The following is a 22590-nucleotide window of genomic DNA, read 5'->3' as shown; positions in this document are numbered from 1 at the left end:
CGTACTCGGCGGGATGCGGACCGTACAATCACCTCTCCCGATTCCTCCGGTGCCCCCGTCCCGGCGCGGAGAACTGGGTACGGACGGACAGTCACGGCGCGATAAGGTCAAGGTTGCCGTTCGAGCAGGACGAGACCAGACCAGTCGGAGAGTGGTGCCAACGTGTCCGGTGGAGAGGTGGCCGGGATTCTCGTGGCCGTCTTCTGGGCGATCCTCGTGTCGTTCCTCGCCCTCGTGCTGGTGAGGCTCGCACAGACGCTGAAGGCGACGACGAAGATGGTGGCCGAGGTGTCCGAGCAGGCCGTGCCGCTGCTCTCCGACGCCTCCGCGACCGTCCGCTCCGCGCACACCCAGCTGGCGCGCGTCGACGCGATCGCCGCGGACGTCCAGGAGGTCACCGCCAACGCCTCCGCGCTCTCCTCGACCGTCTCCTCCGCCTTCGGCGGACCGCTGGTCAAGGTGGCCGCGTTCGGCTACGGCGTGCGCCGCGCGATCGGCAAGAAGGGCGCGGCAGCCCCTGCTGAACGCGCACAGCGCACCGTCGTCGTCGGCCGTACCCTGCCCGGCGCCCGCCGCGGCGGGCGCCGCAACCGCCGCTCCAAGGACTGATCACCGCGATGTTCCGCCGCGCATTCTGGTTCACCACCGGCGCCGCCGCCGGGGTGTGGGCCACCAACAAGGTCCACCAAAAGCTGCGCAAGCTGCAGCCCGACAGCCTCGCCGCCCAGGCCGCGGACAAGGCCGTCGAGACCGGACACCGGCTGCGCCAATTTGCATTGGACGTACGCAGCGGAATGGCGGACCGTGAAGAGCAGTTGCACGAGGCACTCGGCCTGAGCACGCCGGACGGGGCACGCGAGCTGCCCGCACCGCGCCGCGCGGTGCTCGAAGGACACCACCGCACCACGAGAACGACCGGACCGAACGGTCTGACCGGACCGACTGGAAAAGAGGACCACTGATGGAGTCGGCTGAAATCCGCAGGCGCTGGCTGCGCTTCTTCGAGGAGCGCGGGCACACCGTCGTGCCGTCGGCGTCGCTCATCGCGGACGACCCGACGCTGCTGCTGGTCAACGCGGGCATGGTCCCCTTCAAGCCGTACTTCCTCGGCGAGGTCACGCCGCCCTACAAGACGGCGACCAGCGTCCAGAAGTGCGTCCGCACGCCGGACATCGAGGAGGTCGGCAAGACCACCCGGCACGGCACGTTCTTCCAGATGTGCGGCAACTTCTCCTTCGGCGACTACTTCAAGGAAGGCGCCATCAAGCACGCCTGGGAGCTGCTGACCAGCTCGCAGGCCGACGGCGGCTACGGCCTCGACCCGGAGAAGCTCTGGATCACCGTCTACCTCGACGACGACGAGGCCGAGCGCATCTGGCACGAGGTCGTCGGCGTGCCCAAGGAGCGCATCCAGCGCCTGGGCAAGAAGGAGAACTACTGGTCCATGGGCGTCCCGGGCCCGTGCGGCCCGTGCTCCGAGATCAACTACGACCGCGGCCCGGAATTCGGCGTCGAGGGCGGCCCGGCCGTCAACGACGAGCGGTACGTGGAGATCTGGAACCTGGTCTTCATGCAGTACGAGCGCGGCGCGGGCACCGGCAAGGAGGACTTCGAGATCCTCGGCGAGCTGCCCAGCAAGAACATCGACACCGGCCTCGGCCTTGAGCGCCTGGCGATGATCCTGCAGGACGTCCGCAACATGTACGAGACCGACACCCTGCGCGTCGTGATCGACAAGGCCACCGAGCTCACCGGCGTCCGCTACGGCTCCGCCGACGGCACCGACGTCTCGCTGCGCGTGGTCGCCGACCACATCCGGACCTCCACGATGCTCATCGGCGACGGCGTCACCCCCGGCAACGAGGGCCGCGGCTACGTCCTGCGCCGCATCATGCGCCGCGCCATCCGCAACATGCGCCTGCTCGGCGCCACCGGCCCGGTCGTCGGCGAGCTGCTGGACGTGGTCATCAGGACCATGGGCCAGCAGTACCCCGAGCTGCTGGAGGACCGCAGCCGCATCGAGACGGTCGCCCTCGCCGAGGAGGCCGCCTTCCTCAAGACCCTGAAGGCCGGCACCAACATCCTCGACACCGCCGTGACGGAGACCAAGGCCGCCGGTGGCGCGGTCCTCCCCGGCGACAAGGCCTTCCTGCTCCACGACACCTGGGGCTTCCCGATCGACCTCACCCTCGAAATGGCCGCCGAGCAGGGGCTCTCGGTCGACGAGGACGGCTTCCGCCGCCTGATGAAGGAGCAGCGGGAGCGCGCCAAGGCCGATGCCCAGGCCAAGAAGCACGGCCACGCCGACCTCGGCGCCTACCGCGAGATCGCCGACAGCGCCGGCGCCACCGACTTCATCGGCTACGCGTCCACCGAGGGCGAGTCCACCATCGTCGGCCTGCTCGTCAACGGCGCCTCCTCCCCGGCCGCCACCGAGGGCGACGAGGTCGAGGTCGTCCTGGACCGCACCCCGTTCTACGCCGAGGGCGGCGGCCAGATCGGTGACACCGGCCGCATCAGGCTGGACAACGGCGCGGTCGTCGAGGTCCGCGACTGCCAGAAGCCGGTTCCGGGCGTGTACGTCCACAAGGGCGTCGTGCAGGTCGGCGAGGTCACGGTCGGCGCCACGGCGCACACCACCATCGACGTGGCCCGCCGCCGCGCCATCGCCCGCGCACACTCCGCCACCCACCTCACGCACCAGGCGCTGCGCGACGCCCTCGGCCCGACGGCCGCCCAGGCCGGTTCGGAGAACCAGCCGGGCCGCTTCCGCTTCGACTTCGGTTCGCCGTCCGCCGTGCCCACGGCCGTGATGACGGACGTCGAGCAGAAGATCAACGAGGTCCTGGCCCGCGAGCTCGACGTGCAGGCCGAGATCATGTCGATCGACGACGCCAAGAAGCAGGGCGCCATCGCCGAGTTCGGCGAGAAGTACGGCGAGCGGGTGCGCGTCGTCACCATCGGCGACTTCTCCAAGGAGCTGTGCGGCGGCACGCACGTGCACAACACCGCCCAGCTGGGCCTGGTGAAGCTGCTCGGCGAATCGTCCATCGGCTCCGGCGTGCGTCGCATCGAGGCCCTGGTCGGCGTCGACGCGTACAACTTCCTCGCCAAGGAGCACACCGTCGTCGCCCAGCTCCAGGAGCTGGTCAAGGGCCGTTCCGAGGAGCTGCCGGAGAAGATCTCGGCGATGCTCGGCAAGCTCAAGGACGCCGAGAAGGAGATCGAGAAGTTCCGCGCCGAGAAGGTGCTCCAGGCCGCCGCCGGGCTCGCCGAGGGCGCCAAGGACGTCCGCGGCGTCGCCGTCGTCACCGGCCAGGTCCCGGACGGCACGGCCGCCGACGACCTGCGCAAGCTGGTCCTCGACGTACGGGGCCGCATCCAGGGCGGCCGGGCCGCCGTCGTGGCGCTCTTCTCGGTCGCCAACGGACGCCCGGTGACGGTCATCGCCACCAACGACGCCGCCCGCGAGCGCGGCATCAAGGCCGGTGACCTGGTCCGTACGGCCGCCAAGACGCTCGGTGGCGGTGGCGGCGGCAAGCCGGACGTCGCCCAGGGCGGCGGCCAGAACGCGGCCGCGGTGCCCGAGGCCATCGAGGCCGTCGAGCGCCTGGTCTCCGAGGCGGCCTGACGCGCGTGAGTGAGATGCGACGCGGCCGGCGCCTCGCGGTCGATGTCGGGGACGCCCGCATCGGGGTCGCCTCGTGCGACCCCGACGGGGTCCTCGCCACCCCCGTCGAGACCGTGCCGGGACGTGACGTTCCGTCAGCGCACCGCCGGCTGAAGGCGATCGTCGAGGAGTACGAACCCCTTGAGGTCGTGGTCGGCCTGCCCCGCTCCCTCAGTGGGGGAGAGGGGCCGGCCGCGGCCAAGGTCCGGGCGTTCGCCCAGGAATTGGCAAAGAACATCGCGCCGGTGGGCGTCCGGCTGGTCGACGAGCGGATGTCGACGGTGACCGCGACCCAGGGGCTGCGCGCCTCCGGCGTACGCAGCAAGAAGGGCCGCTCGGTCGTCGACCAGGCGGCCGCGGTGGTCATCCTGCAGAGCGCACTGGAAACCGAACGCCTCTCCGGGGAACCTCCGGGCGAGGGCGTCGAAGTGGTCATCTGATCGCGATACGGTAACGTGCCGCGCGATGCGGCGGTGGTTCGAACAGCCGCACGTGCAAGTAGAGGCGGGTCGGTACAGCAAGCGCGCTGCCCGTACGGAGCGCACCGCCTCTCGGCTCTAGGGGATCGATGACCGAGTATGGCCGGGGCTACGGCTCCGAACCGTGGCATCCCGAGGACCCGCTCTACGGAGACCAGGGGCCCTACGGAGGCCAGGAGCACCAGCCGCAGCGGGGCGGGCAGCAGCCCGCCCCGCAGCACCACCCCGATCCCCAGCAGCATCCTCAGCAGCACTACGGCCAAGGCTGGGACGGCTCCTCGACCGGGCAGCTGCCGACGTACGACCCGTACGACCCCTACGCCGCCCAGCAGCCCCCGGCCGATCCGTACGCCGGAGCGGGCCAGGACTACTACGGCCACCAGGACCCGTACCAGCAGCAGCCGCAGCACGGGCACCAGCAGGCACCGCACCACCAGCAGGCACCGCAGCACCAGCACCAGCAGGTGCCGCACCAGCAGCCGTACCCGCCGGAACAGTACGAGCAGCAGCCCGCCGGGGCGCCGTACGAGGACACCGCCTACGACAACGCCGCCTACGACAACGCCGCGTACGACAACGCCGCGTACGAGAACGCCGCGTACGAGAACGCCGCCTATGAGGACGCCCCGGGCGACGACTGGCGGGCCGATCCCGAGCGGCCGCGGGAACCGGACCCGGAGCACTCGTTCTTCGCCGGTGACGACGACGAGTACCCCGACGACGAACCGGGCGACCGCCGCGGCGGTCGCGAGCGGCGCGGTAAACGGAACGGCAAGAAGGACAAACGCCGCAGCGGCACCGCCTGTCTGGTCATGACCCTGGTCTTCGCCGGCGCGGTCGGCACCGTCGGCTATTTCGGCTACGACTTCTTCATGGCCCACTTCGGATCGGCGCCCGATTACGAGGGCGAGGGCTCCGGGTCGGTCCAGGTCGACATTCCGGATGGTTCGACCGGTTTGGAAATGGCCCAGATCCTGGCGAAGAAGGGCGTGATCAAGAGCGCCGGGGCCTTCACCGAGGCGGCCGACGACAACAAGAAGGCCCGGTCGCTCCAGCCCGGTACGTATTCGCTCCGCAAGCAGATGTCGGCGGCCTCGGCCATCCAATTGATGCTGGACCCCAAGAGCCGCAACGGCCTGACGATCCGCGAGGGACTGCGGGCCGGCGCGGTCTATTCGCTCATCGACAACAAGCTCAAGCTCACGCCCGGGAGCACCAAGAAGGTTGCCCGGACTCAGGCCAAGAACCTCGGACTGCCGTCCTGGGCGAATGACGCGCCGCACATCAAGGACCCGCTGGAGGGTTTCCTCTTCCCGTCCACCTACAGCGTGGGCGACCATGCGAAACCGGCGGACGTGCTCAAGCAGATGGTCGGCCGGGCCACGAAGGAATACGGGAAGTACGACCTGGAAGCCGAGGCCGAGAAGTTCCACCTCAAGTCGCCGCTGCAGGTCATCACCGTTGCCAGCCTCACCCAGGCCGAGGGTATGACGCACGACGACTTCCGAAAGATGGCCGCGGTCGTCTACAACCGGCTGTCGCCGAGCAACACCGACACGAACCAGAAGCTCCAGTTCGACTCGACGTACAACTACCTGAAGAACCAGAGCAAGATCGATATCAGCCTGGACGAGATCAACCACTACGACGACCCCTACAACACGTACTTCTACAGGGGTCTTCCGCCTGGACCGATCGGAAACCCGGGCGACGAGGCACTGAAGGCGACGGTCAATCCGGACACCACCAAGCGGTGGCTCTACTTCGTCTCCATAGATGACAAGAAAACCGAATTTGCCACGAACCTCACCGAGCACAACAAGCTCGTCCAGGAACGCGAGAAGTGGCAGCAGGCACACGGAAATGGGAACTGAGGCGAGGCAGGGCCGTGACGGAGAATCAGTCTGTGTCGGCATTCAAGAAGGCGGCGGTCCTCGGGTCGCCCATCGCGCACTCCCTTTCCCCGGTGCTGCACCGCGCCGCCTATGACGCACTCGGGCTCACCGGCTGGGAATACGGCCGGCACGAGGTCGACGAGGCCGGGCTGCCCGGATTCCTGGAGAAGCTCGGGCCGGAGTGGGCCGGGCTCTCGCTGACCATGCCGCTCAAGCGCGCGGTGATCCCGCTGCTCGACGAGATCACCCCCACCGCGGCCTCGGTCGAGGCGGTCAACACCGTCGTCCGCACACCCGACGGCCGCCGCCTGGGCGACAACACCGACATCCCGGGCATGGTCGCGGCATTGCGCGAGCGCGGTGTCACGGAGGTCGAGCGCGCGGCGGTGCTCGGCGCCGGAGCCACCGCCTCCTCCGCGCTCGCCGCGCTCTCCCGGATCTGCTCGGGCCCGGTCACCGCGTACGTGCGCAGCGAGGCGCGGGCCGCGGAGATGCGGCAGTGGGGCGAGCGGCTGGAGGTGGACGTCCGCACGGCGGACTGGGCGGACGCGGCCGAGGCGCTCAGCGCGCCGCTGGTGATCGCCACCACCCCCGCCGGCACCACCGACGCCCTGGCCGCCGCCGTCCCGGACCGCCCCGGCACGCTCTTCGACGTCCTCTACGAGCCCTGGCCGACCGCGCTCGCCGGCGCCTGGGCCGGCCGCGGCGGCGCGGTGGTCGGCGGTCTGGACCTCCTGGTGCACCAGGCCGTGCTGCAGGTGGAACAGATGACGGGCCGCTCGCCCGCCCCGCTCGCCGCCATGCGTGCGGCCGGCGAGGCCGCCCTCGCGGCCCGCTGAGCCACCGGACGGTTTCCCGCGCGGGACGCCGGGGTCCGCTTCCTGGACTCCGCGCCGCCGCTCCCGCGTGACGTGGGAGGATCAGGGGGAGACCGTACGCGGATGAGCAGTACTGAGGAGCACCGTTGAGCAGGTTGCGCTGGCTGACGGCGGGGGAGTCGCACGGCCCCGCACTGGTGGCGACGCTGGAGGGCCTTCCGGCCGGGGTCCCGGTCACCACTGACTTGGTGGCGGACGCCCTGGCGCGCCGCCGGCTGGGCTACGGCCGCGGTGCCCGGATGAAGTTCGAGCGGGACGAGGTCACGTTCCTGGGCGGGGTGCGGCACGGCCTGTCCCTGGGTTCGCCGGTGGCGATCATGGTGGGCAACACCGAGTGGCCCAAGTGGGAGCAGGTGATGGCGGCCGATCCGGTGGACCCGGAGGAGCTGGCGGCGCTGGCCCGTAACGCGCCGCTGACCCGCCCGCGCCCCGGTCACGCCGACCTCGCCGGAATGCAGAAGTACGGTTTCGACGAGGCCCGCCCGATCCTGGAGCGCGCCTCGGCCCGGGAGACCGCGGCCCGGGTCGCCCTGGGCGCGGTGGCCCGCTCCTTCCTCAAGGAGACCGCCGGCATCGAGATCGTCTCGCACGTCGTCGAGCTGTGCTCCGTGAAGGCTCCGCAGGGCGTCTACCCCACGCCGGCCGACGTCGAGAAGCTGGACGCCGACCCGCTGCGCTGCCTGGACGCGGACGCCTCGAAGGCGATGGTCGCGGAGGTCGACCAGGCCCACAAGGACGGCGACACGCTCGGTGGTGTGGTCGAGGTGCTGGCGTACGGCGTTCCCGTCGGCCTGGGCTCGCACGTGCACTGGGACCGCAAGCTGGACGCCCGGCTCGCCGGTGCCCTGATGGGCATCCAGGCGATCAAGGGCGTCGAGATCGGCGACGGCTTCGAGCTGGCCCGGGTGCCCGGCTCCAAGGCGCACGACGAGATCGTGGGCACGCCCGAGGGCATCCGGCGCGTCTCCGGCCGCGCCGGCGGTACCGAGGGCGGCCTGAGCACCGGCGAGCTGCTGCGGGTGCGGGCCGCGATGAAGCCGATCGCGACCGTGCCGCGCGCCCTGAAGACCGTGGACGTCACCACCGGCGAGCCGGCCCAGGCCCACCACCAGCGCTCCGACGTCTCCGCCGTGCCGGCCGCCGGGATCGTCGCCGAGGCCATGGTGGCCCTCGTCCTCGCCGATGCCGTGGTGGAGAAGTTCGGCGGCGACAGCGTGGCCGAGACCCGCCGCAATGTGCAGGGTTTCCTCGACAACCTGGCGATCAAGTGACGTCCCCGGTCGTCGTGTTGATCGGCCCGCCCGGTGCCGGTAAGTCCACGGTGGGCGCGCTGCTCGCCGAGCGGCTGGGGGTCGGCTACCGGGACACCGACGCGGATGTCGTCGCCACCGCCGGCCGGCCGATCGCCGAGATCTTCATCGACCAGGGCGAGGCGCACTTCCGCGGACTGGAGCGGGAGGCGGTCCGGACCGCGCTCGACGAGCACCCGGGCGTGCTCGCGCTGGGCGGCGGCGCGATCCTCGACGAGGGCACCCGCACGCTGCTGACCGGACTGCCGGTGATCTTCCTCGACGTCGAACTCGCCGACGCCGTCAAGCGGGTGGGCCTCGACGCGCCCCGTCCGCTGCTCGCCGTCAACCCGCGCAAGCAGTGGCGCGAACTGATGGAACGGCGTCGTCCGCTCTACACCGAGGTCGCGCGCGCCGTGATCCCGACGGCGGAGCGCACGCCCGCTCAGGTTGCCGAGGCGATCCTGGACGCATTGGAGCTACGGCCGGCTGCGGGCGGCACCCCGCAGGCGGCCCACAGGGAGGAGAACGCATGACGGAGCAGGCCACCCGGATCCAGGTCGGCGGCACCGCGGGCACCGACCCGTACGAGGTGCTCGTCGGGCGGCAGCTGCTCGGTGAACTCCCGGGCCTGATCGGCGCCGGGGTGAAGCGGGTCGCCGTGCTGCACCCGGAGGCGCTGGCCGCCACCGGTGAGGCACTGCGCGAGGACCTCGCCTCCCAGGGCTACGAGGCGATCGCCATCCAGCTGCCGAACGCCGAGGAGTCCAAGACGGCCGAGGTCGCGGCGTACTGCTGGAAGGCGCTGGGGCAGTCCGGCTTCACCCGCAGCGATGTGATCGTCGGCGTCGGCGGCGGGGCCACCACCGACCTGGCCGGTTTCGTCGCCGCCACCTGGCTGCGCGGCGTGCGCTGGATCGCGATCCCGACCACCGTCCTGGGCATGGTCGACGCCGCGGTCGGCGGCAAGACCGGCATCAACACCGCCGAGGGCAAGAACCTCGTCGGCGCCTTCCACCCGCCGGCCGGTGTGCTGTGCGACCTGGCCGCGCTGGACACCCTGCCGGTGCACGACTACGTCTCCGGCCTGGCCGAGGTCATCAAGGCCGGTTTCATCGCCGACCCGGTGATCCTCGACCTGATCGAGGCGGACCCCGAGGCCGCCAAGCGCCCCGACGGCGCGCACACCGCCGAGCTGATCGAGCGGGCGATCCGGGTCAAGGCCGAGGTGGTCTCCGCGGACCTCAAGGAGTCCGGTCTGCGGGAGATCCTCAACTACGGCCACACCCTCGCGCACGCCATCGAGAAGAACGAGCGCTACAACTGGCGGCACGGCGCCGCGGTCTCCGTCGGCATGGTCTTCGCCGCCGAACTCGGCCGGATCGCCGGCCGTTTGGACGACGCCACCGCCGACCGGCACCGCGCGGTGCTGGCCTCCGTCGGACTGCCGCTGACCTACCGCGGCGACCAGTGGCCCAAGCTGCTGGAGACGATGAAGGTCGACAAGAAGTCCCGCGGCGACCGGCTGCGCTTCATCGTCCTGGACGGCCTGGCCAAGCCGACCGTCCTGGAGGGCCCGGACCCGGCCATGCTGCTCGCCGCGCACGCGGAGATCGCCTCATGAGTGGCGCGCTGCGGCGGGTACTCGTCCTGAACGGTCCCAACCTCGGCCGGCTCGGCTCCCGTGAGCCCGATGTCTACGGTGCCACCTCCTACGCCGGACTGGTCGAGGAGTGCGCCCGGCTCGGCAAGGAGCTGGGCCTGGAGACGGAGGTCCGGGAGACCAACGACGAGGGCGAGATGATCCGCTGGCTGCACGAGGCCGCCGACGGAGCCGTCCCGGTCGTCATCAACCCCGGTGCGTTCACGCACTATTCGTACGGAATGCGGGATGCGGCCGCCCAGCGCACCGCCCCGCTCATCGAGGTGCACATCTCCAATCCGTACGCCCGCGAGCAGTTCCGCCACACCTCGGTCATCGCGGCCGTGGCCAGCGGCACGGTGGCCGGATTCGGCATCGGCTCGTACCGGCTCGCGCTGCGTGCGCTGGCCGAGGAACTGAACGACTGACGCGTCCCGACGGGCGCTTCGGGCCCGCCCCCGGCCGTTCACGCGGTGCGTGCCGGGGGTAGGAGGCCCCCGGCGCGCCGCCGGGAGGGTACCGTTCGCAAGCAGTACCACCCCACGCCGGCGGCCGTGGGCCCAACGGCCCCTGGGGGCCGCCGGGTTACCGTACGGCGCACCGGGCAGTCCGGCCCGGCGCCGTGCCCCGCACCACGTCGACCGCACGAGACGGAGAGCCACCGGATGCAGTACGCAGTGGGGGCTCCGCTGCCGCCGCCCCACGGGCAGGCATCAGGACCCGGGGCCGCCATGCACTGGACGCCCAACCCGGGACGGCCCACCCCACCCACCTCGCCGCCGGCCCCGCCGGCCGCCCCGCCGCCGCCCGCGCAGCAGCCCGCCCCGCAGCCGGGCTGGCACGGTCCCGCGCCGCAGCAGGCCCCGCCGTCCAACGGGCACAGCACCGACATCACCGGCCATGTCCAGCTGCCGCCGGGCGCGCCGGTGCCGCTGCCGAGTCCGCCCTCCGACCCGGCCGCGCCGGACGCCGCGCACGCCGCCGTCGCGGTGCTGCTGATCGGCCCGGCCGGCGCGGGCAAGACCAGCGTCGCCCGCCACTGGGCCGACACCCGCCGGGTGCCGACCGCGCACATCAGCCTGGACGACGTCCGCGAATGGGTCCGGGCCGGCTTCGCCGACCCGCAGTCCGGCTGGAACGACCACTCCGAGGCGCAGTACCGCCTGGCCCGCCGGACCTGCGGTTTCGCCGCCCGTAACTTCCTCGCCAACGGCATCTCCTGCATCCTCGACGACGCGGTCTTCCCGGACCGTCCGGTCGTCGGCCTGGGCGGCTGGAAGCGCCACGTCGGCCCCGGACTGCTGCCGATCGTGCTGCTGCCGGGCCTGGAGATCGTGCTGGAGCGCAACGCCCGGCGCACCGGCAACCGCCGGCTGTCGGACGAAGAGGTGGCCAGGATCCACGGCCGGATGGCCGGCTGGTACGGCTCGGGCCTGCCGATCATCGACAACTCCCAGCACGACGTCGCCACGACGGTGCGGGTGCTGGACGACGTGGTCGCCCGCTCGCTGGCCAGCCCGCCCAGCTGGTAGCCGCCCTCAGGCACGTCCTTGCCGGTCGTCCCCCGGGCGGCCCCCTCGACCGGCCGCCGCGGGGGAGCCGCCGTACGCTTGCGATATGTCCGAGTTGTACGCGGCCCGACGCACGCGGCTGCGCGACCGCTGTGCCGCAACCGGAAGCGCCGCCGCCCTGATCTCGCGCCCCGCGAACGTCCGCTACCTCACCGCCTGCGCCCCGCCGGGCGCGGCTCTGCTGCTGGGCCCGTCCGACGACCTGCTGCTGTGCGGCAGACCGCTGAGCGGCGATCCGTCCGAGGGGCGGCCGGTGGACGACGTACGGGTGTCGGTGCTGCCCGGCCGCGGCGGTGACCCGGTGGTGGCCGGCGCCGACCTGGCCGCGAAGGCCGGCGCGGACACCCTGGCCGTCGAGGAGCACCATCTGACCGTCACCCGGCACCGGGCGCTCTCCCAGGTCGCACCGCAGCTCCGGCTGGCCGACCTGGCCTGTGCGGTCGAGGCGCAGCGGCTGGTCAAGGACGACGACGAGATCGCCTGTCTGCGGATCGCCGCGGAGATCGCCGACCAGGCCCTCGGCGAACTGCTGGAGTCGATCCTGGTGGGCCGCACCGAGCGGCATCTCGCACTGGAGCTGGAGCGCCGGCTGGTGGACCACGGCGCGGACGGCCCGGCCTTCCCGACCTCCGTGGCGACCGGCCCGAACTCCGGCCGCCCGGGCCATCTGCCCACCGACCGACGTGTCGAGGAGGGCGACTTCCTCAGCGTCTGCCTGGGGGCGAACTACCGCGGCTACCGCTGCGAGATCGGCCGCACCTTCGTCATCGGCACCACCCCGTCGGACTGGCAGATCGAGCTGTACGATCTCGTTTTCGCAGCCCAGCGGGCCGGCCGGGAGGCGCTCGCGCCGGGGGTGGAGTGCCGCGAGGTGGACCGGATCACCCGCCATGTGCTCGATGCGGCGGGGTACGGCGAGCGGCTCGGACCGTGGACCGGGCACGGGGTGGGGCTCGAAATCGACGAGGACCCTCAGTTGTCCCCGGCCGCCATGGGTAAACTGGACGCTTGCGTGCCGGTCACCGTCGAGCCGGGGGTTCACATCCCGGGCCGTGGGGGTGTCCGGATCGACGACACACTCGTCGTCCGCCCCGAGGCGGACGGCGGGCCCGAGCTACTCACGATCACGACCAAGGAGCTGCTCGCACTCTGAGCCGCAGCGGCTCGGTGGGCGTCGCTCCGGGTCCCACCACCTGCAGTCCAGGAGATTCCGCAACCGTGGCATCCACGAACGACCTCAAGAACGGCATGGTGCTCAAGCTCGAAGGCGGCCAGCTCTGGTCCGTCGTCGAGTTCCAGCACGTCAAGCCCGGCAAGGGCCCGGCCTTCGTCCGCACCAAGCTCAAGAACGTGCTCTCCGGCAAGGTGGTGGACAAGACCTTCAACGCCGGTGTGAAGGTCGAGACGGCCACCGTCGACAAGCGCGGGATGCAGTTCTCGTACATGGACGGCGACTACTTCGTCTTCATGGACATGGACACCTACGACCAGCTGCACGTCGACCGCAAGGCCGTCGGCGACGCCGCCAACTTCCTCATCGAGGGCTTCGAGGCGGTTGTCGCGCAGCACGAGGGCGAGGTGCTCTACGTCGAGCTGCCGGCCGCCGTCGAGCTCGTCGTCCAGGAGACCGAGCCGGGCGTCCAGGGCGACCGCTCCACCGGCGGCACCAAGCCCGCCACGCTGGAGACCGGCCACCAGATCCAGGTCCCGCTCTTCATCACCACCGGTGAGAAGATCAAGGTCGACACCCGCACGAGCGACTACCTCGGCCGGGTGAACAGCTAACCGTGGCTGCCCGCAGCAAGGCCCGTAAGCGCGCGTTCCAGATCCTCTTCGAGGCCGATCAGCGCGGCGCCGACGTGCAGTCCGTGCTCGCGGACTGGATGCGGCACGCCCGGACCGACCCCCGGCAGCCGCCGGTGAACGAGTACACCCTGCAGCTCGTCGAGGGGTACGCGGACCACATCGTCCGCATCGACGAGCTGATCTCCACCTACGCGGTCGACTGGGACCTGGACCGGATGCCGGCGGCCGACCGCTCGATCCTCCGGCTCGGTGCCTACGAGCTGCTCTGGGTGGACGACACACCGGACGCGGTGGCGATCGACGAAGCCGTGCAGCTCGCCAAGGAGTTCTCCACGGACGACTCCCCGGCCTTCGTCAACGGCCTCCTCGGCCGGCTGAAGGAGCTGAAGCCGGGTCTGCGGCGCGAGGCGTAGCAGCCGGCGCCGCGGACGAGCGGCAGAGCAAAGAACGGGCCCGGAGCGTGGGTGAACGCTCCGGGCCCGTTCGCATGCCCGCAGCGGCGCCGGGGGACGGCGGCAAACGGAACCGCCGCCCCGGGCTCCGGAGCGGCGGTACGTTTCTGCAGAGGGCGGGAGAGGCTCAGATCTCCTCGTGGGACACGGCGCGACGGGCGTCGGCGTCGAGCACGCCCCAGCTGATCAGCTGCTCGGTCAGCACCGAGGGCGACTGGTCGTAGATGACGGCGAGGGTCCGCAGGTCGTCCTGGCGGATCGAGAGGACCTTGCCGTTGTAGTCACCGCGCTGGCTCTGGATGGTGGCGGCGTAGCGCTGCAGCGGGCCGGCCTTCTCCTGCGGGACGTGGGCCAGCCGCTCCAGGTCGAGCACCAGCTTCGGCGGCGGCTCGGCCGCGCCGCCCGGTGTCGTCCCCGGCAGCAGTTCCTGCACCGGAACGCCGTAGAAGTCCGCGAGCTCGGCAAGGCGCTGCACGGTCACGGCACGGTCGCCGCGCTCGTACGAACCGACCACCACGGCCTTCCAGCGACCCTGGGACTTCTCCTCGACGCCGTGAAGGGAGAGGCCCTGCTGGGTGCGGATGGCGCGGAGCTTGGCCCCGAGCTGTTTGGCGTATTCGCTGGACATATAGCTCCCCAGACAGCTGTATCGACATGCGGCTCCGCCGCGTGGCTGGTAACTCACTGTGAGGTTACGCAGCGTAATCTCGGTTCGTCAAGCGGAATGGGCCAGACCATCCCCCGTCAGGGGTGCAGACGGGCCAGCGGAGCGGTCCTGGTAACCTGACTGCGTAATTCCGACGTCCTTTAAGGTCCGTCCCGTGAGGCGGAGAAGGAGGTCCGTTTCGTATGGACGCAAACAGCTCCGAAGTGGGAGCTCAGCTCCCCGCGCGGCCGGTGCTCGAAGGCCCGGACATCGCGCGCATGCTCACCCGCATCGCCCACGAGATCGTCGAGCGCGCCAAGGGCGCGGACGACGTGGTGCTGCTGGGAATCCCCACCCGTGGCGTCTTCCTCGCCCGGCGGCTGGCCGCCAAGCTCCAGGACATCACCGGCCGCACGGTCCCGGTGGGCTCGCTCGACATCACGATGTACCGCGACGACCTGCGCCTGGGCCCCGCCCGGACGCTCGCCCGCACCGAGATCCCCGCCGAGGGCATCGAGGGCCGGGTCGTCCTGCTCGTCGACGACGTCCTGTTCTCCGGGCGCACGATCCGCGCCGCCCTGGACGCCCTGGGCGACATCGGCCGGCCGCGGGCGGTCCAGCTGGCGGTCCTCGTCGACCGCGGCCACCGCGAACTGCCGATCCGCGCCGACTACGTCGGCAAGAACCTCCCGACGTCGCTGCGGGAGGCGGTCAAGGTCCAGCTGACCGAGGAGGACGGCCGGGACGCCGTGCTGCTCGGCCTCAAGCAGACCACCCCGGCCGGCGAGCGCTAGCGCACCGCTGACGGACCCGGTGACCCCGGGCCCGCACGCATGCCTGCCTGACGGACATTCCCGTACCCCTCCCTCACACACGGAGAAAACCGGATGAAGCGCCACCTCATCTCGGCCGCCGACCTCACCCGCGACGACGCCGTGCTGATCCTCGACACCGCCGAGGAGATGGCCCGGGTCGCCGACCGGCCGATCAAGAAGCTCCCCACCCTGCGCGGACGCACGGTCTGCAACCTCTTCTTCGAGGACTCCACCCGCACCCGGATCTCCTTCGAGGCCGCCGAGAAGCGGCTCTCCGCGGACGTCATCAACTTCGCGGCCAAGGGATCGAGCGTGTCCAAGGGGGAGTCCCTCAAGGACACCGCGCAGACCCTGGAGGCGATGGGCGTCGACGCCGTCGTCATCCGGCACGGTGCCTCCGGCGCCCCCTACCGGCTCGCCAACTCCGGCTGGATCGACGCCCCGGTGATCAACGCCGGTGACGGCACCCACCAGCACCCCACCCAGGCCCTGCTCGACGCCTTCACCATGCGCCGCCGGCTGATCGGCCCGGACGCCGGGATCGGCCAGGACCTGGCCGGCCGGCGCATCACCATCGTCGGCGACGTGCTGCACAGCCGGGTCGCCCGGTCCAACGTCGACCTGCTGCACACCCTCGGCGCCGAGGTCACCCTCGTCGCCCCGCCCACCCTGGTGCCGGTCGGCGTCGAGACCTGGCCCTGCGAGGTGTCGTACGACCTCGACAGTGTGCTGCCGAAGTCCGACGCCGTGATGATGCTGCGGGTCCAGCGCGAGCGGATGAACGCCGCGTTCTTCCCCACCGAGCGCGAGTACTCGCGCCGCTACGGCCTGGACGGCGACCGCATGGCGCGGATGCCCGGACACGCCCTGGTGATGCACCCCGGGCCGATGGTCCGCGGCATGGAGATCACCGCCGAGGTCGCCGACTCCGGCCGCTGCACGGCCGTCGAGCAGGTCGCCAACGGCGTCAGCATCCGGATGGCCGTCCTCTACCTGCTCCTGGGCGGCAACGAGCCCGCCGTCACCAACCCCCGTACCGAGGAGAAGTAAGACCCATGAGCAAGATCCTGATCCGTGGTGCGCAGGTGCTCGGTGGCGAGCCGCAGGACGTCCTGATCGACGGCGAGTTCATCGAGGCCGTGGGCAGCGGGCTCGACGCGGACGGCGCGCAGGTCATCGAGGCCGGCGGCAAGGTCCTCCTCCCCGGGCTCGTCGACCTGCACACCCACCTGCGCGAGCCCGGCCGCGAGGACTCCGAGACCGTCCTCACCGGCACCCGCGCGGCCGCCTCCGGCGGCTACACCGCCGTCTTCGCCATGGCCAACACCTTCCCGGTCGCCGACACCGCCGGCGTCGTCGAGCAGGTCTACCGGCTCGGCCAGGAACACGGCTACTGCGACGTACAGCCCATCGGCGCCGTCACCGTCGGCCTGGAGGGCAAGAAGCTCGCCGAGCTCGGCGCCATGCACGAGTCCGCCGCCGGGGTCACCGTCTTCTCCGACGACGGCAAGTGCGTCGACGACGCGGTGATCATGCGCCGGGCCCTGGAGTACGTGAAGGCGTTCGGCGGCGTCGTCGCCCAGCACGCCCAGGAGCCGCGGCTGACCGAGGGCGCCCAGATGAACGAGGGCATCGTCTCGGCCGAGCTGGGCCTGGGCGGCTGGCCCGCGGTCGCCGAGGAGTCGATCATCGCCCGGGACGTGCTGCTCGCCGAGCACGTCGGCTCCCGGGTCCACATCTGCCACCTCTCGACCGCCGGATCGGTGGAGATCGTCCGCTGGGCCAAGTCCCGCGGCATCGACGTCACCGCCGAGGTCACCCCGCACCACCTGCTCCTCACCGACGAGCTGGTGCGCACCTACAACCCGGTCTACAAGGTCAACCCGCCGCTGCGCACCGAGCGCGACGTGCTGGCCCTGCGCGAGGCGCTGGCCGACGGCACGATCGACATCGTCGCCACCGACCACGCCCCGCACCCGCACGAGGACAAGGACTGCGAGTGGGGTGCCGCGGCCATGGGTATGGTCGGCCTGGAGACCGCGCTCTCCGTCGTCCAGCACACGATGGTCGACACCGGGCTGCTGGACTGGGCCGGCGTCGCCGAGCGGATGTCCTTCCGGCCCGCGCGGATCGGCCGCCTGGAGGGCCACGGCCGGCCCATCTCGGCTGGTGAGCCCGCCAACCTCACCCTGGTCGATTCCGCTTACCGTGGAGATGTGGACCCCGCGGGCTTCGCCTCCCGCAGCCGCAACACCCCCTACGAGGGCCGTGAGCTGCCGGGACGCGTCACCCACACCTTCCTGCGGGGCCGCGCAACGGTCGTCGACGGGAAGCTCGCGTGACTCCTCCACTGATCCAACTGGCCGAGGCGCAGCGGTCTGCGCCGGTCACCGACTGGGCGGCACGGCTCGGCTGGGTCGCCGGCCTGCTGGTCCTGGTCGCGTTCGTCTACTGGCTGATGCGTCAGGGCTGGAAGTGGCGCGGCACGCTCCAGGGCGACCTGCCCGAGCTGCCGTCCACCCCCGAGGACGTGGGGGAGCCGAAGCTGACGCTCAGCGGGCGCTACCACGGCTCCACCACGGCCGGGCAGTGGCTCGACCGGATCGTGGCCCACGGCCTGGGTACCCGTAGCCGGGTCGAGCTGACCCTCACCGAGGCGGGCCTGGACGTCGTACGGCCGGGCGCGACGGACTTCTTCGTGCCGGCCGCCGCGCTGCGCGGCGCCCGCCTCGACAAGGGCATCGCCGGCAAGGTCCTCACCGAGGGCGGCCTGCTCGTCGTCACCTGGCAGCACGGGGACCAGGAGCTCGACTCCGGTTTCCGCTCCGACCGGGCGGAGGAGCACCCCGCCTGGGTCGAGGCCCTCACCGCACTGAGCACCGCCCCCACCAGCACCACCCGAAACACCACCGAGCAGAGCGAAACGGAAGGCGCACGATGACGACCTCCACCAGGGGAAGCTCCTCTCAGAGGAACAAGGCGCTTCCCGCCGTACTTGTCCTGGAGGACGGCCGCACGTTCAGCGGTCGTGCCTACGGGGCCGTGGGGGAGACCTTCGGCGAAGCGGTGTTCTCCACCGGCATGACCGGCTACCAGGAGACGCTGACCGACCCCTCGTACCACCGCCAGGTCGTCGTCATGACAGCCCCGCACATCGGCAACACCGGGGTCAACGACGAGGACCCCGAGTCGCAGCGGATCTGGGTCGCCGGTTACGTGGTCCGCGACCCCGCCCGGATCCCGTCCAACTGGCGCTCGGTGCGCTCCCTGGACGAGGAACTCACCACCCAGGGCGTCGTCGGCATCAGCGGCGTCGACACCCGCGCGCTCACCCGCCACCTGCGCGAGCGCGGCGCCATGCGGGTCGGGATCTTCTCCGGCGACGCGCTGCCCGACGCGGGCACCATGCTCGCCAAGGTGCGTCAGGCCCCCGAGATGAAGGGCGCCGACCTCTCCACGCAGGTCGCCACCAAGGAGGCCTACGTCGTCCCGGCGATCGGCGAGAAGAAGTTCACCGTCGCCGCCGTCGACCTCGGCATCAAGGGCATGACCCCGCACCGCATGGCCGAGCGCGGCATCGAGGTGCACGTGCTGCCGGCGACGGCGACCGTCGAGGACGTCTACGCCGTCAACCCCGACGGTGTGTTCTTCTCCAACGGCCCGGGCGACCCGGCCACCGCCGACCACCCGGTCTCCGTCATGCGCGGCGTGCTGGAGCGCAAGACCCCGCTCTTCGGCATCTGCTTCGGCAACCAGATCCTCGGCCGTGCCCTGGGCTTCGGCACCTACAAGCTCAAGTACGGCCACCGCGGGATCAACCAGCCGGTCCAGGACCGCACGACCGGCAAGGTCGAGGTCACCGCGCACAACCACGGATTCGCCGTCGACGCCCCGCTCGACAAGGTTTCCGACACCCCCTTCGGCCGCGCCGAGGTCTCCCACGTCTGCCTCAATGACAACGTGGTGGAGGGTCTGCACCTCCTCGACCAGCCGGCCTTCAGCGTCCAGTACCACCCCGAAGCCGCCGCGGGTCCGCACGACGCCGCGTACCTCTTCGACCGCTTCGTATCCCTGATGGAGGGCCAGCGTGCCTAAGCGCACCGATATCCAGTCCGTCCTGGTCATCGGCTCCGGCCCGATCGTCATCGGACAGGCCGCCGAGTTCGACTACTCCGGCACCCAGGCCTGCCGGGTCCTCAAGTCCGAGGGCCTGCGCGTCATCCTGGTGAACTCCAACCCGGCGACGATCATGACCGACCCGGAGATCGCCGACGCGACCTACGTCGAGCCGATCACCCCGGAATTCGTCGAGAAGATCATCGCCAAGGAGCGCCCCGACGCCCTGCTGCCCACCCTGGGCGGCCAGACCGCGCTCAACACCGCGATCTCCCTCCACCAGGCCGGCACCCTGGAGAAGTACGGGGTCGAGCTCATCGGCGCCAACGTCGAGGCGATCAACAAGGGTGAGGACCGCGACCTCTTCAAGGAGGTCGTGGAGGAGGTCAACCGCAAGATCGGCCACGGCGAGTCCGCCCGCTCGGTCATCTGCCACTCCATGGACGACGTCCTGGCGGGCGTCGAGGAGCTCGGCGGCTACCCCGTCGTCGTCCGCCCGTCCTTCACCATGGGTGGCGCCGGCTCCGGCTTCGCGCACGACGAGGACGAGCTGCGCCGGATCGCCGGCCAGGGCCTCACGCTCTCCCCGACCACCGAGGTGCTCCTGGAGGAGTCCATCCTCGGCTGGAAGGAGTACGAGCTGGAGCTGATGCGCGACAAGAACGACAACGTCGTGGTCGTCTGCTCCATCGAGAACTTCGACCCGATGGGCGTCCACACCGGCGACTCGATCACCGTCGCCCCGGCCATGACGCTCACCGACCGCGAGTACCAGACCCTGCGGGACGTCGGCATCGCGGTCATCCGCGAGGTCGGCGTGGACACCGGCGGCTGCAACATCCAGTTCGCGGTGAACCCCGAGGACGGTCGCGTGATCGTCATCGAGATGAACCCGCGGGTGTCGCGTTCCTCGGCGCTCGCCTCCAAGGCCACCGGCTTCCCGATCGCGAAGATCGCCGCCCGTCTCGCCGTCGGCTACACCCTCGACGAGATCCCCAACGACATCACCGAGAAGACGCCGGCCTCCTTCGAGCCGAGCCTCGACTACGTCGTCGTCAAGGTGCCGCGTTTCGCCTTCGAGAAGTTCCCGGCCGCCGACGCCACCCTGACCACCACCATGAAGTCGGTCGGCGAGGCCATGGCCATCGGCCGCAACTTCCCCGAGGCGCTGCAGAAGGCGCTGCGCTCCCTGGAGAAGAAGGGCAGCCAGTTCGACTTCGCCGGCGAGCCCGGTGACAAGGCCGCCCTCCTGGAGAAGTCCCAGGTCCCCACCGACGGCCGGATCAACACCGTCATGCAGGCGATCCGCGCCGGCGCCACCCCCCAGGAGGTCTTCGACGCCACGAAGATCGACCCCTGGTTCGTCGACCAGCTCTTCCTGGTCAAGGAGATCGCCGACGAGATCGCCGGCGCCGACAAGCTCGGCCCGGAAATCCTCGCGGAAGCAAAGCGCTACGGCTTCTCCGACGCCCAGATCGCCGCGGTCCGGGGCCTGCGCGAGGACGTCGTGCGCGAGGTCCGGCACGCCCTCGGCGTCCGCCCGGTCTACAAGACCGTCGACACCTGCGCCGCCGAGTTCGCCGCGAAGACCCCGTACTTCTACTCGTCCTACGACGAGGAGAGCGAGGTCGCCCCGCGCGAGAAGCCGGCCGTGATCATCCTCGGCTCCGGCCCCAACCGCATCGGCCAGGGCATCGAGTTCGACTACTCCTGCGTCCACGCCTCGTTCGCGCTGTCCGACGCCGGCTACGAGACCGTGATGGTCAACTGCAACCCGGAGACCGTCTCGACGGACTACGACACCTCCGACCGCCTGTACTTCGAGCCGCTGACGCTGGAAGACGTGCTGGAGATCGTGCACGCCGAGACCCAGGCCGGGCCGGTCGCCGGCGTCATCGTCCAGCTCGGCGGGCAGACCCCGCTGGGCCTGGCGCAGGCGCTCAAGGACAACGGCGTGCCGATCGTCGGCACCTCGCCCGAGGCCATCGACCTCGCCGAGGAGCGCGGCGCCTTCGGCCGGGTGCTCACCGAGGCCGGGCTGCCCGCCCCCAAGTACGGCACCGCCTTCTCCTTCGACGAGGCCAAGCGGATCGCCGCCGAGATCGGCTACCCGGTCATGGTCCGGCCGTCCTACGTCCTCGGCGGCCGCGGCATGGAGATCGTCTACGACGAGCCGTCGCTCGGCGAGTACCTGGAGCGGCACGCGGGGCTGATCTCCGAGCACCCGGTCCTCATCGACCGCTTCCTCGACGACGCCATAGAGATCGACGTCGACGCGCTCTACGACGGCCACGAGCTCTACCTCGGCGGCGTCATGGAGCACATCGAGGAGGCCGGCATCCACTCCGGCGACTCCGCCTGTGCGCTGCCCCCGATCACCCTCGGCGGCTACGACATCAAGCGGCTGCGCGCCTCCACCGAGGCCATCGCCAAGGGCGTGGGCGTCCGCGGACTGATCAACATCCAGTTCGCGATGGCCGGCGACATCCTCTACGTCCTGGAGGCCAACCCCCGCGCCTCCCGCACCGTCCCCTTCACCTCGAAGGCGACCGCGGTGCCGCTGGCCAAGGCCGCGGCGAGGATCTCGCTCGGCGCCACCGTCGCCGAACTGCGCGCCGAGGGCCTGCTGCCGAAGACCGGCGACGGCGGCACCCTGCCGCTGGACGCGCCGATCTCCGTCAAGGAGGCCGTGATGCCGTGGAGCCGGTTCCGCGACGTCCACGGCCGCGGCGTGGACACCGTCCTCGGCCCGGAGATGCGCTCCACCGGTGAGGTCATGGGCATCGACTCGGTCTTCGGCACCGCCTACGCCAAGTCGCAGGCCGGGGCGTACGGCGCGCTGCCCACCAAGGGCCGGGCGTTCGTCTCCGTCGCCAACCGCGACAAGCGCTCGATGATCTTCCCGGCGCGGGAACTGGTCGCGCACGGCTTCGAGCTGCTCGCCACCTCCGGCACGGCCGAGGTGCTGCGCCGCAACGGCATCAACGCCACCGTCGTGCGCAAGCAGTCCGAGGGCGAGGGCCCCAACGGCGAGAAGACCATCGTCCAGCTGATCCACGCCGGCGAGGTCGACCTGATCGTCAACACCCCGTACGGCACCGGTGGCCGCCTCGACGGCTACGACATCCGTACGGCGGCGGTGGCCCGCTCCGTGCCCTGCCTGACCACGGTCCAGGCCCTCGCGGCCGCCGTCCAGGGCATCGAGGCGATGAACCGCGGCGACGTGGGCGTCAGGTCACTCCAGGAACACGCGGAACACCTGACCGCGGCCCGCGACTAGCAGCCCTTGAGGGGGACACCGACCGGTGTCCCCCTCTTCGTGAGGACACAC

Annotated in this window: 21 protein-coding genes; 20 read left to right on the top strand and 1 reads right to left on the bottom strand. The window is 71.0% G+C overall.

The genetic code is table 11. From position 1 onward, the window contains the following. Positions 1–177 precede the first annotated feature (177 nt). The 14 genes from IG62_RS0109920 (at position 178) to nusB (ending at position 13643) form a co-directional block, all read left to right on the top strand. Positions 178–609 (top strand): DUF948 domain-containing protein, encoded by a 432-nt coding sequence (locus tag IG62_RS0109920; RefSeq protein WP_030799954.1) that lies wholly within the window; start codon positions 178–180, stop codon positions 607–609. Positions 610–617: 8 nt separating this feature from the next. Next, positions 618–962: a DUF6167 family protein gene (locus IG62_RS0109915; protein WP_030799952.1), complete on the top strand. Its 345-nt coding sequence runs from the start codon at positions 618–620 to the stop codon at positions 960–962. Next, the gene (gene alaS, locus IG62_RS0109910) at positions 962–3631 is read left to right on the top strand and encodes an alanine--tRNA ligase (RefSeq protein ID WP_030799950.1); all 2670 of its coding nucleotides are present in this window, start codon (positions 962–964) and stop codon (positions 3629–3631) included. The genes IG62_RS0109915 and alaS overlap by 1 nt, the downstream gene beginning before the upstream one ends. A 14-nt stretch (positions 3632–3645) precedes the next feature. Next, the gene (gene ruvX / locus IG62_RS0109905) at positions 3646–4110 is read left to right on the top strand and encodes a Holliday junction resolvase RuvX (protein ID WP_030799948.1); all 465 of its coding nucleotides are present in this window, start codon (positions 3646–3648) and stop codon (positions 4108–4110) included. A 128-nt stretch (positions 4111–4238) separates the two neighbouring features. After that, positions 4239–6023 (top strand): endolytic transglycosylase MltG, encoded by a 1785-nt coding sequence (gene mltG, locus IG62_RS0109900; RefSeq protein ID WP_030799946.1) that lies wholly within the window; start codon positions 4239–4241, stop codon positions 6021–6023. A 32-nt stretch (positions 6024–6055) separates the two neighbouring features. Continuing rightward, positions 6056–6883, top strand: a complete 828-nt coding sequence (locus tag IG62_RS0109895; protein ID WP_030799944.1) for a shikimate dehydrogenase — start codon at positions 6056–6058, stop codon at positions 6881–6883. Positions 6884–7008: 125 nt separating this feature from the next. Then, positions 7009–8193, top strand: coding sequence for a chorismate synthase (aroC, locus tag IG62_RS0109890; protein WP_107052810.1), 1185 nt, complete (start codon positions 7009–7011; stop codon positions 8191–8193). Continuing rightward, a complete protein-coding gene (locus IG62_RS0109885) occupies positions 8190–8747 on the top strand; it encodes a shikimate kinase (protein WP_030799942.1) in 558 nt (185 codons plus the stop codon). The genes aroC and IG62_RS0109885 overlap by 4 nt, the downstream gene beginning before the upstream one ends. After that, entirely contained in the window at positions 8744–9835 is a 1092-nt protein-coding gene (gene aroB, locus IG62_RS0109880; RefSeq protein WP_030799939.1) for a 3-dehydroquinate synthase, read from the top strand. The genes IG62_RS0109885 and aroB overlap by 4 nt, the downstream gene beginning before the upstream one ends. Continuing rightward, positions 9832–10281, top strand: a complete 450-nt coding sequence (gene aroQ, locus IG62_RS0109875) for a type II 3-dehydroquinate dehydratase (protein ID WP_030799936.1) — start codon at positions 9832–9834, stop codon at positions 10279–10281. Before aroB ends, aroQ begins: the two co-directional genes overlap by 4 nt. Before the next feature lie 237 nt (positions 10282–10518). Continuing rightward, positions 10519–11385 (top strand): Pro-rich N-terminal domain-containing protein, encoded by an 867-nt coding sequence (locus IG62_RS0109870; RefSeq protein WP_030799932.1) that lies wholly within the window; start codon positions 10519–10521, stop codon positions 11383–11385. Positions 11386–11470: 85 nt separating this feature from the next. Then, positions 11471–12577 carry an aminopeptidase P family protein gene (locus IG62_RS0109865; protein WP_030412003.1) on the top strand — a complete coding sequence of 369 codons (1107 nt, stop codon included), beginning with the start codon at positions 11471–11473 and terminating at the stop codon, positions 12575–12577. A 65-nt stretch (positions 12578–12642) separates the two neighbouring features. After that, a complete protein-coding gene (gene efp, locus IG62_RS0109860; RefSeq protein ID WP_030412004.1) occupies positions 12643–13209 on the top strand; it encodes an elongation factor P in 567 nt (188 codons plus the stop codon). 2 nt (positions 13210–13211) lie between these two features. Next, a complete protein-coding gene (gene nusB / locus IG62_RS0109855; RefSeq protein WP_030412005.1) occupies positions 13212–13643 on the top strand; it encodes a transcription antitermination factor NusB in 432 nt (143 codons plus the stop codon). 166 nt (positions 13644–13809) lie between these two features. Here the strand turns inward: nusB and bldD are convergent, their stop codons facing one another. Beyond that, positions 13810–14310, bottom strand: a complete 501-nt coding sequence (bldD, locus tag IG62_RS0109850; RefSeq protein ID WP_030412006.1) for a transcriptional regulator BldD — start codon at positions 14308–14310, stop codon at positions 13810–13812. A 221-nt stretch (positions 14311–14531) separates the two neighbouring features. Between bldD and pyrR the strand changes: the two genes are divergently transcribed. The 6 genes from pyrR to carB all read left to right on the top strand — a co-directional run bounded on the left by pyrR (position 14532) and on the right by carB (position 22539). Then, positions 14532–15122, top strand: a complete 591-nt coding sequence (gene pyrR, locus IG62_RS0109845; protein WP_030799930.1) for a bifunctional pyr operon transcriptional regulator/uracil phosphoribosyltransferase PyrR — start codon at positions 14532–14534, stop codon at positions 15120–15122. 93 nt (positions 15123–15215) lie between these two features. Next, entirely contained in the window at positions 15216–16193 is a 978-nt protein-coding gene (locus IG62_RS0109840; RefSeq protein ID WP_030799928.1) for an aspartate carbamoyltransferase catalytic subunit, read from the top strand. 5 nt (positions 16194–16198) lie between these two features. Continuing rightward, the gene (locus IG62_RS0109835) at positions 16199–17485 is read left to right on the top strand and encodes a dihydroorotase (protein WP_030799925.1); all 1287 of its coding nucleotides are present in this window, start codon (positions 16199–16201) and stop codon (positions 17483–17485) included. After that, positions 17482–18084 (top strand): hypothetical protein, encoded by a 603-nt coding sequence (locus IG62_RS0109830; protein WP_030799923.1) that lies wholly within the window; start codon positions 17482–17484, stop codon positions 18082–18084. Before IG62_RS0109835 ends, IG62_RS0109830 begins: the two co-directional genes overlap by 4 nt. Continuing rightward, the gene (gene carA / locus IG62_RS0109825) at positions 18081–19238 is read left to right on the top strand and encodes a glutamine-hydrolyzing carbamoyl-phosphate synthase small subunit (RefSeq protein WP_030799920.1); all 1158 of its coding nucleotides are present in this window, start codon (positions 18081–18083) and stop codon (positions 19236–19238) included. The genes IG62_RS0109830 and carA overlap by 4 nt, the downstream gene beginning before the upstream one ends. Next, entirely contained in the window at positions 19231–22539 is a 3309-nt protein-coding gene (carB, locus tag IG62_RS0109820) for a carbamoyl-phosphate synthase large subunit (RefSeq protein ID WP_030799917.1), read from the top strand. Before carA ends, carB begins: the two co-directional genes overlap by 8 nt. Positions 22540–22590: the final 51 nt, after the last annotated feature.

This window comes from Streptomyces sp. NRRL S-337, assembly GCF_000720175.1.
GTDB lineage: Bacteria > Actinomycetota > Actinomycetes > Streptomycetales > Streptomycetaceae > Streptomyces > Streptomyces siderophoricus.
Note: the sequence above shows the minus strand (reverse complement) of the source record. Positions and strands in the feature narration are given on the sequence as shown.

What these genes read in the sequence shown, in the direction of transcription:
- IG62_RS0109915 (WP_030799952.1), top strand. Translation starts at nt 618, where the DNA reads ATGTTCCGCCGCGCATTCTGGTTCACCACCGGCGCCGCCGCCGGGGTG.
- alaS (WP_030799950.1), top strand. Translation starts at nt 962, where the DNA reads ATGGAGTCGGCTGAAATCCGCAGGCGCTGGCTGCGCTTCTTCGAGGAG.
- ruvX (WP_030799948.1), top strand. Translation starts at nt 3,646, where the DNA reads ATGCGACGCGGCCGGCGCCTCGCGGTCGATGTCGGGGACGCCCGCATC.
- mltG (WP_030799946.1), top strand. Translation starts at nt 4,239, where the DNA reads ATGACCGAGTATGGCCGGGGCTACGGCTCCGAACCGTGGCATCCCGAG.
- aroB (WP_030799939.1), top strand. Translation starts at nt 8,744, where the DNA reads ATGACGGAGCAGGCCACCCGGATCCAGGTCGGCGGCACCGCGGGCACC.
- aroQ (WP_030799936.1), top strand. Translation starts at nt 9,832, where the DNA reads ATGAGTGGCGCGCTGCGGCGGGTACTCGTCCTGAACGGTCCCAACCTC.
- IG62_RS0109870 (WP_030799932.1), top strand. Translation starts at nt 10,519, where the DNA reads ATGCAGTACGCAGTGGGGGCTCCGCTGCCGCCGCCCCACGGGCAGGCA.
- IG62_RS0109865 (WP_030412003.1), top strand. Translation starts at nt 11,471, where the DNA reads ATGTCCGAGTTGTACGCGGCCCGACGCACGCGGCTGCGCGACCGCTGT.
- bldD (WP_030412006.1), bottom strand. Translation starts at nt 14,310, where the DNA reads ATGTCCAGCGAATACGCCAAACAGCTCGGGGCCAAGCTCCGCGCCATC.
- pyrR (WP_030799930.1), top strand. Translation starts at nt 14,532, where the DNA reads ATGGACGCAAACAGCTCCGAAGTGGGAGCTCAGCTCCCCGCGCGGCCG.
- IG62_RS0109840 (WP_030799928.1), top strand. Translation starts at nt 15,216, where the DNA reads ATGAAGCGCCACCTCATCTCGGCCGCCGACCTCACCCGCGACGACGCC.
- IG62_RS0109835 (WP_030799925.1), top strand. Translation starts at nt 16,199, where the DNA reads ATGAGCAAGATCCTGATCCGTGGTGCGCAGGTGCTCGGTGGCGAGCCG.
- carA (WP_030799920.1), top strand. Translation starts at nt 18,081, where the DNA reads ATGACGACCTCCACCAGGGGAAGCTCCTCTCAGAGGAACAAGGCGCTT.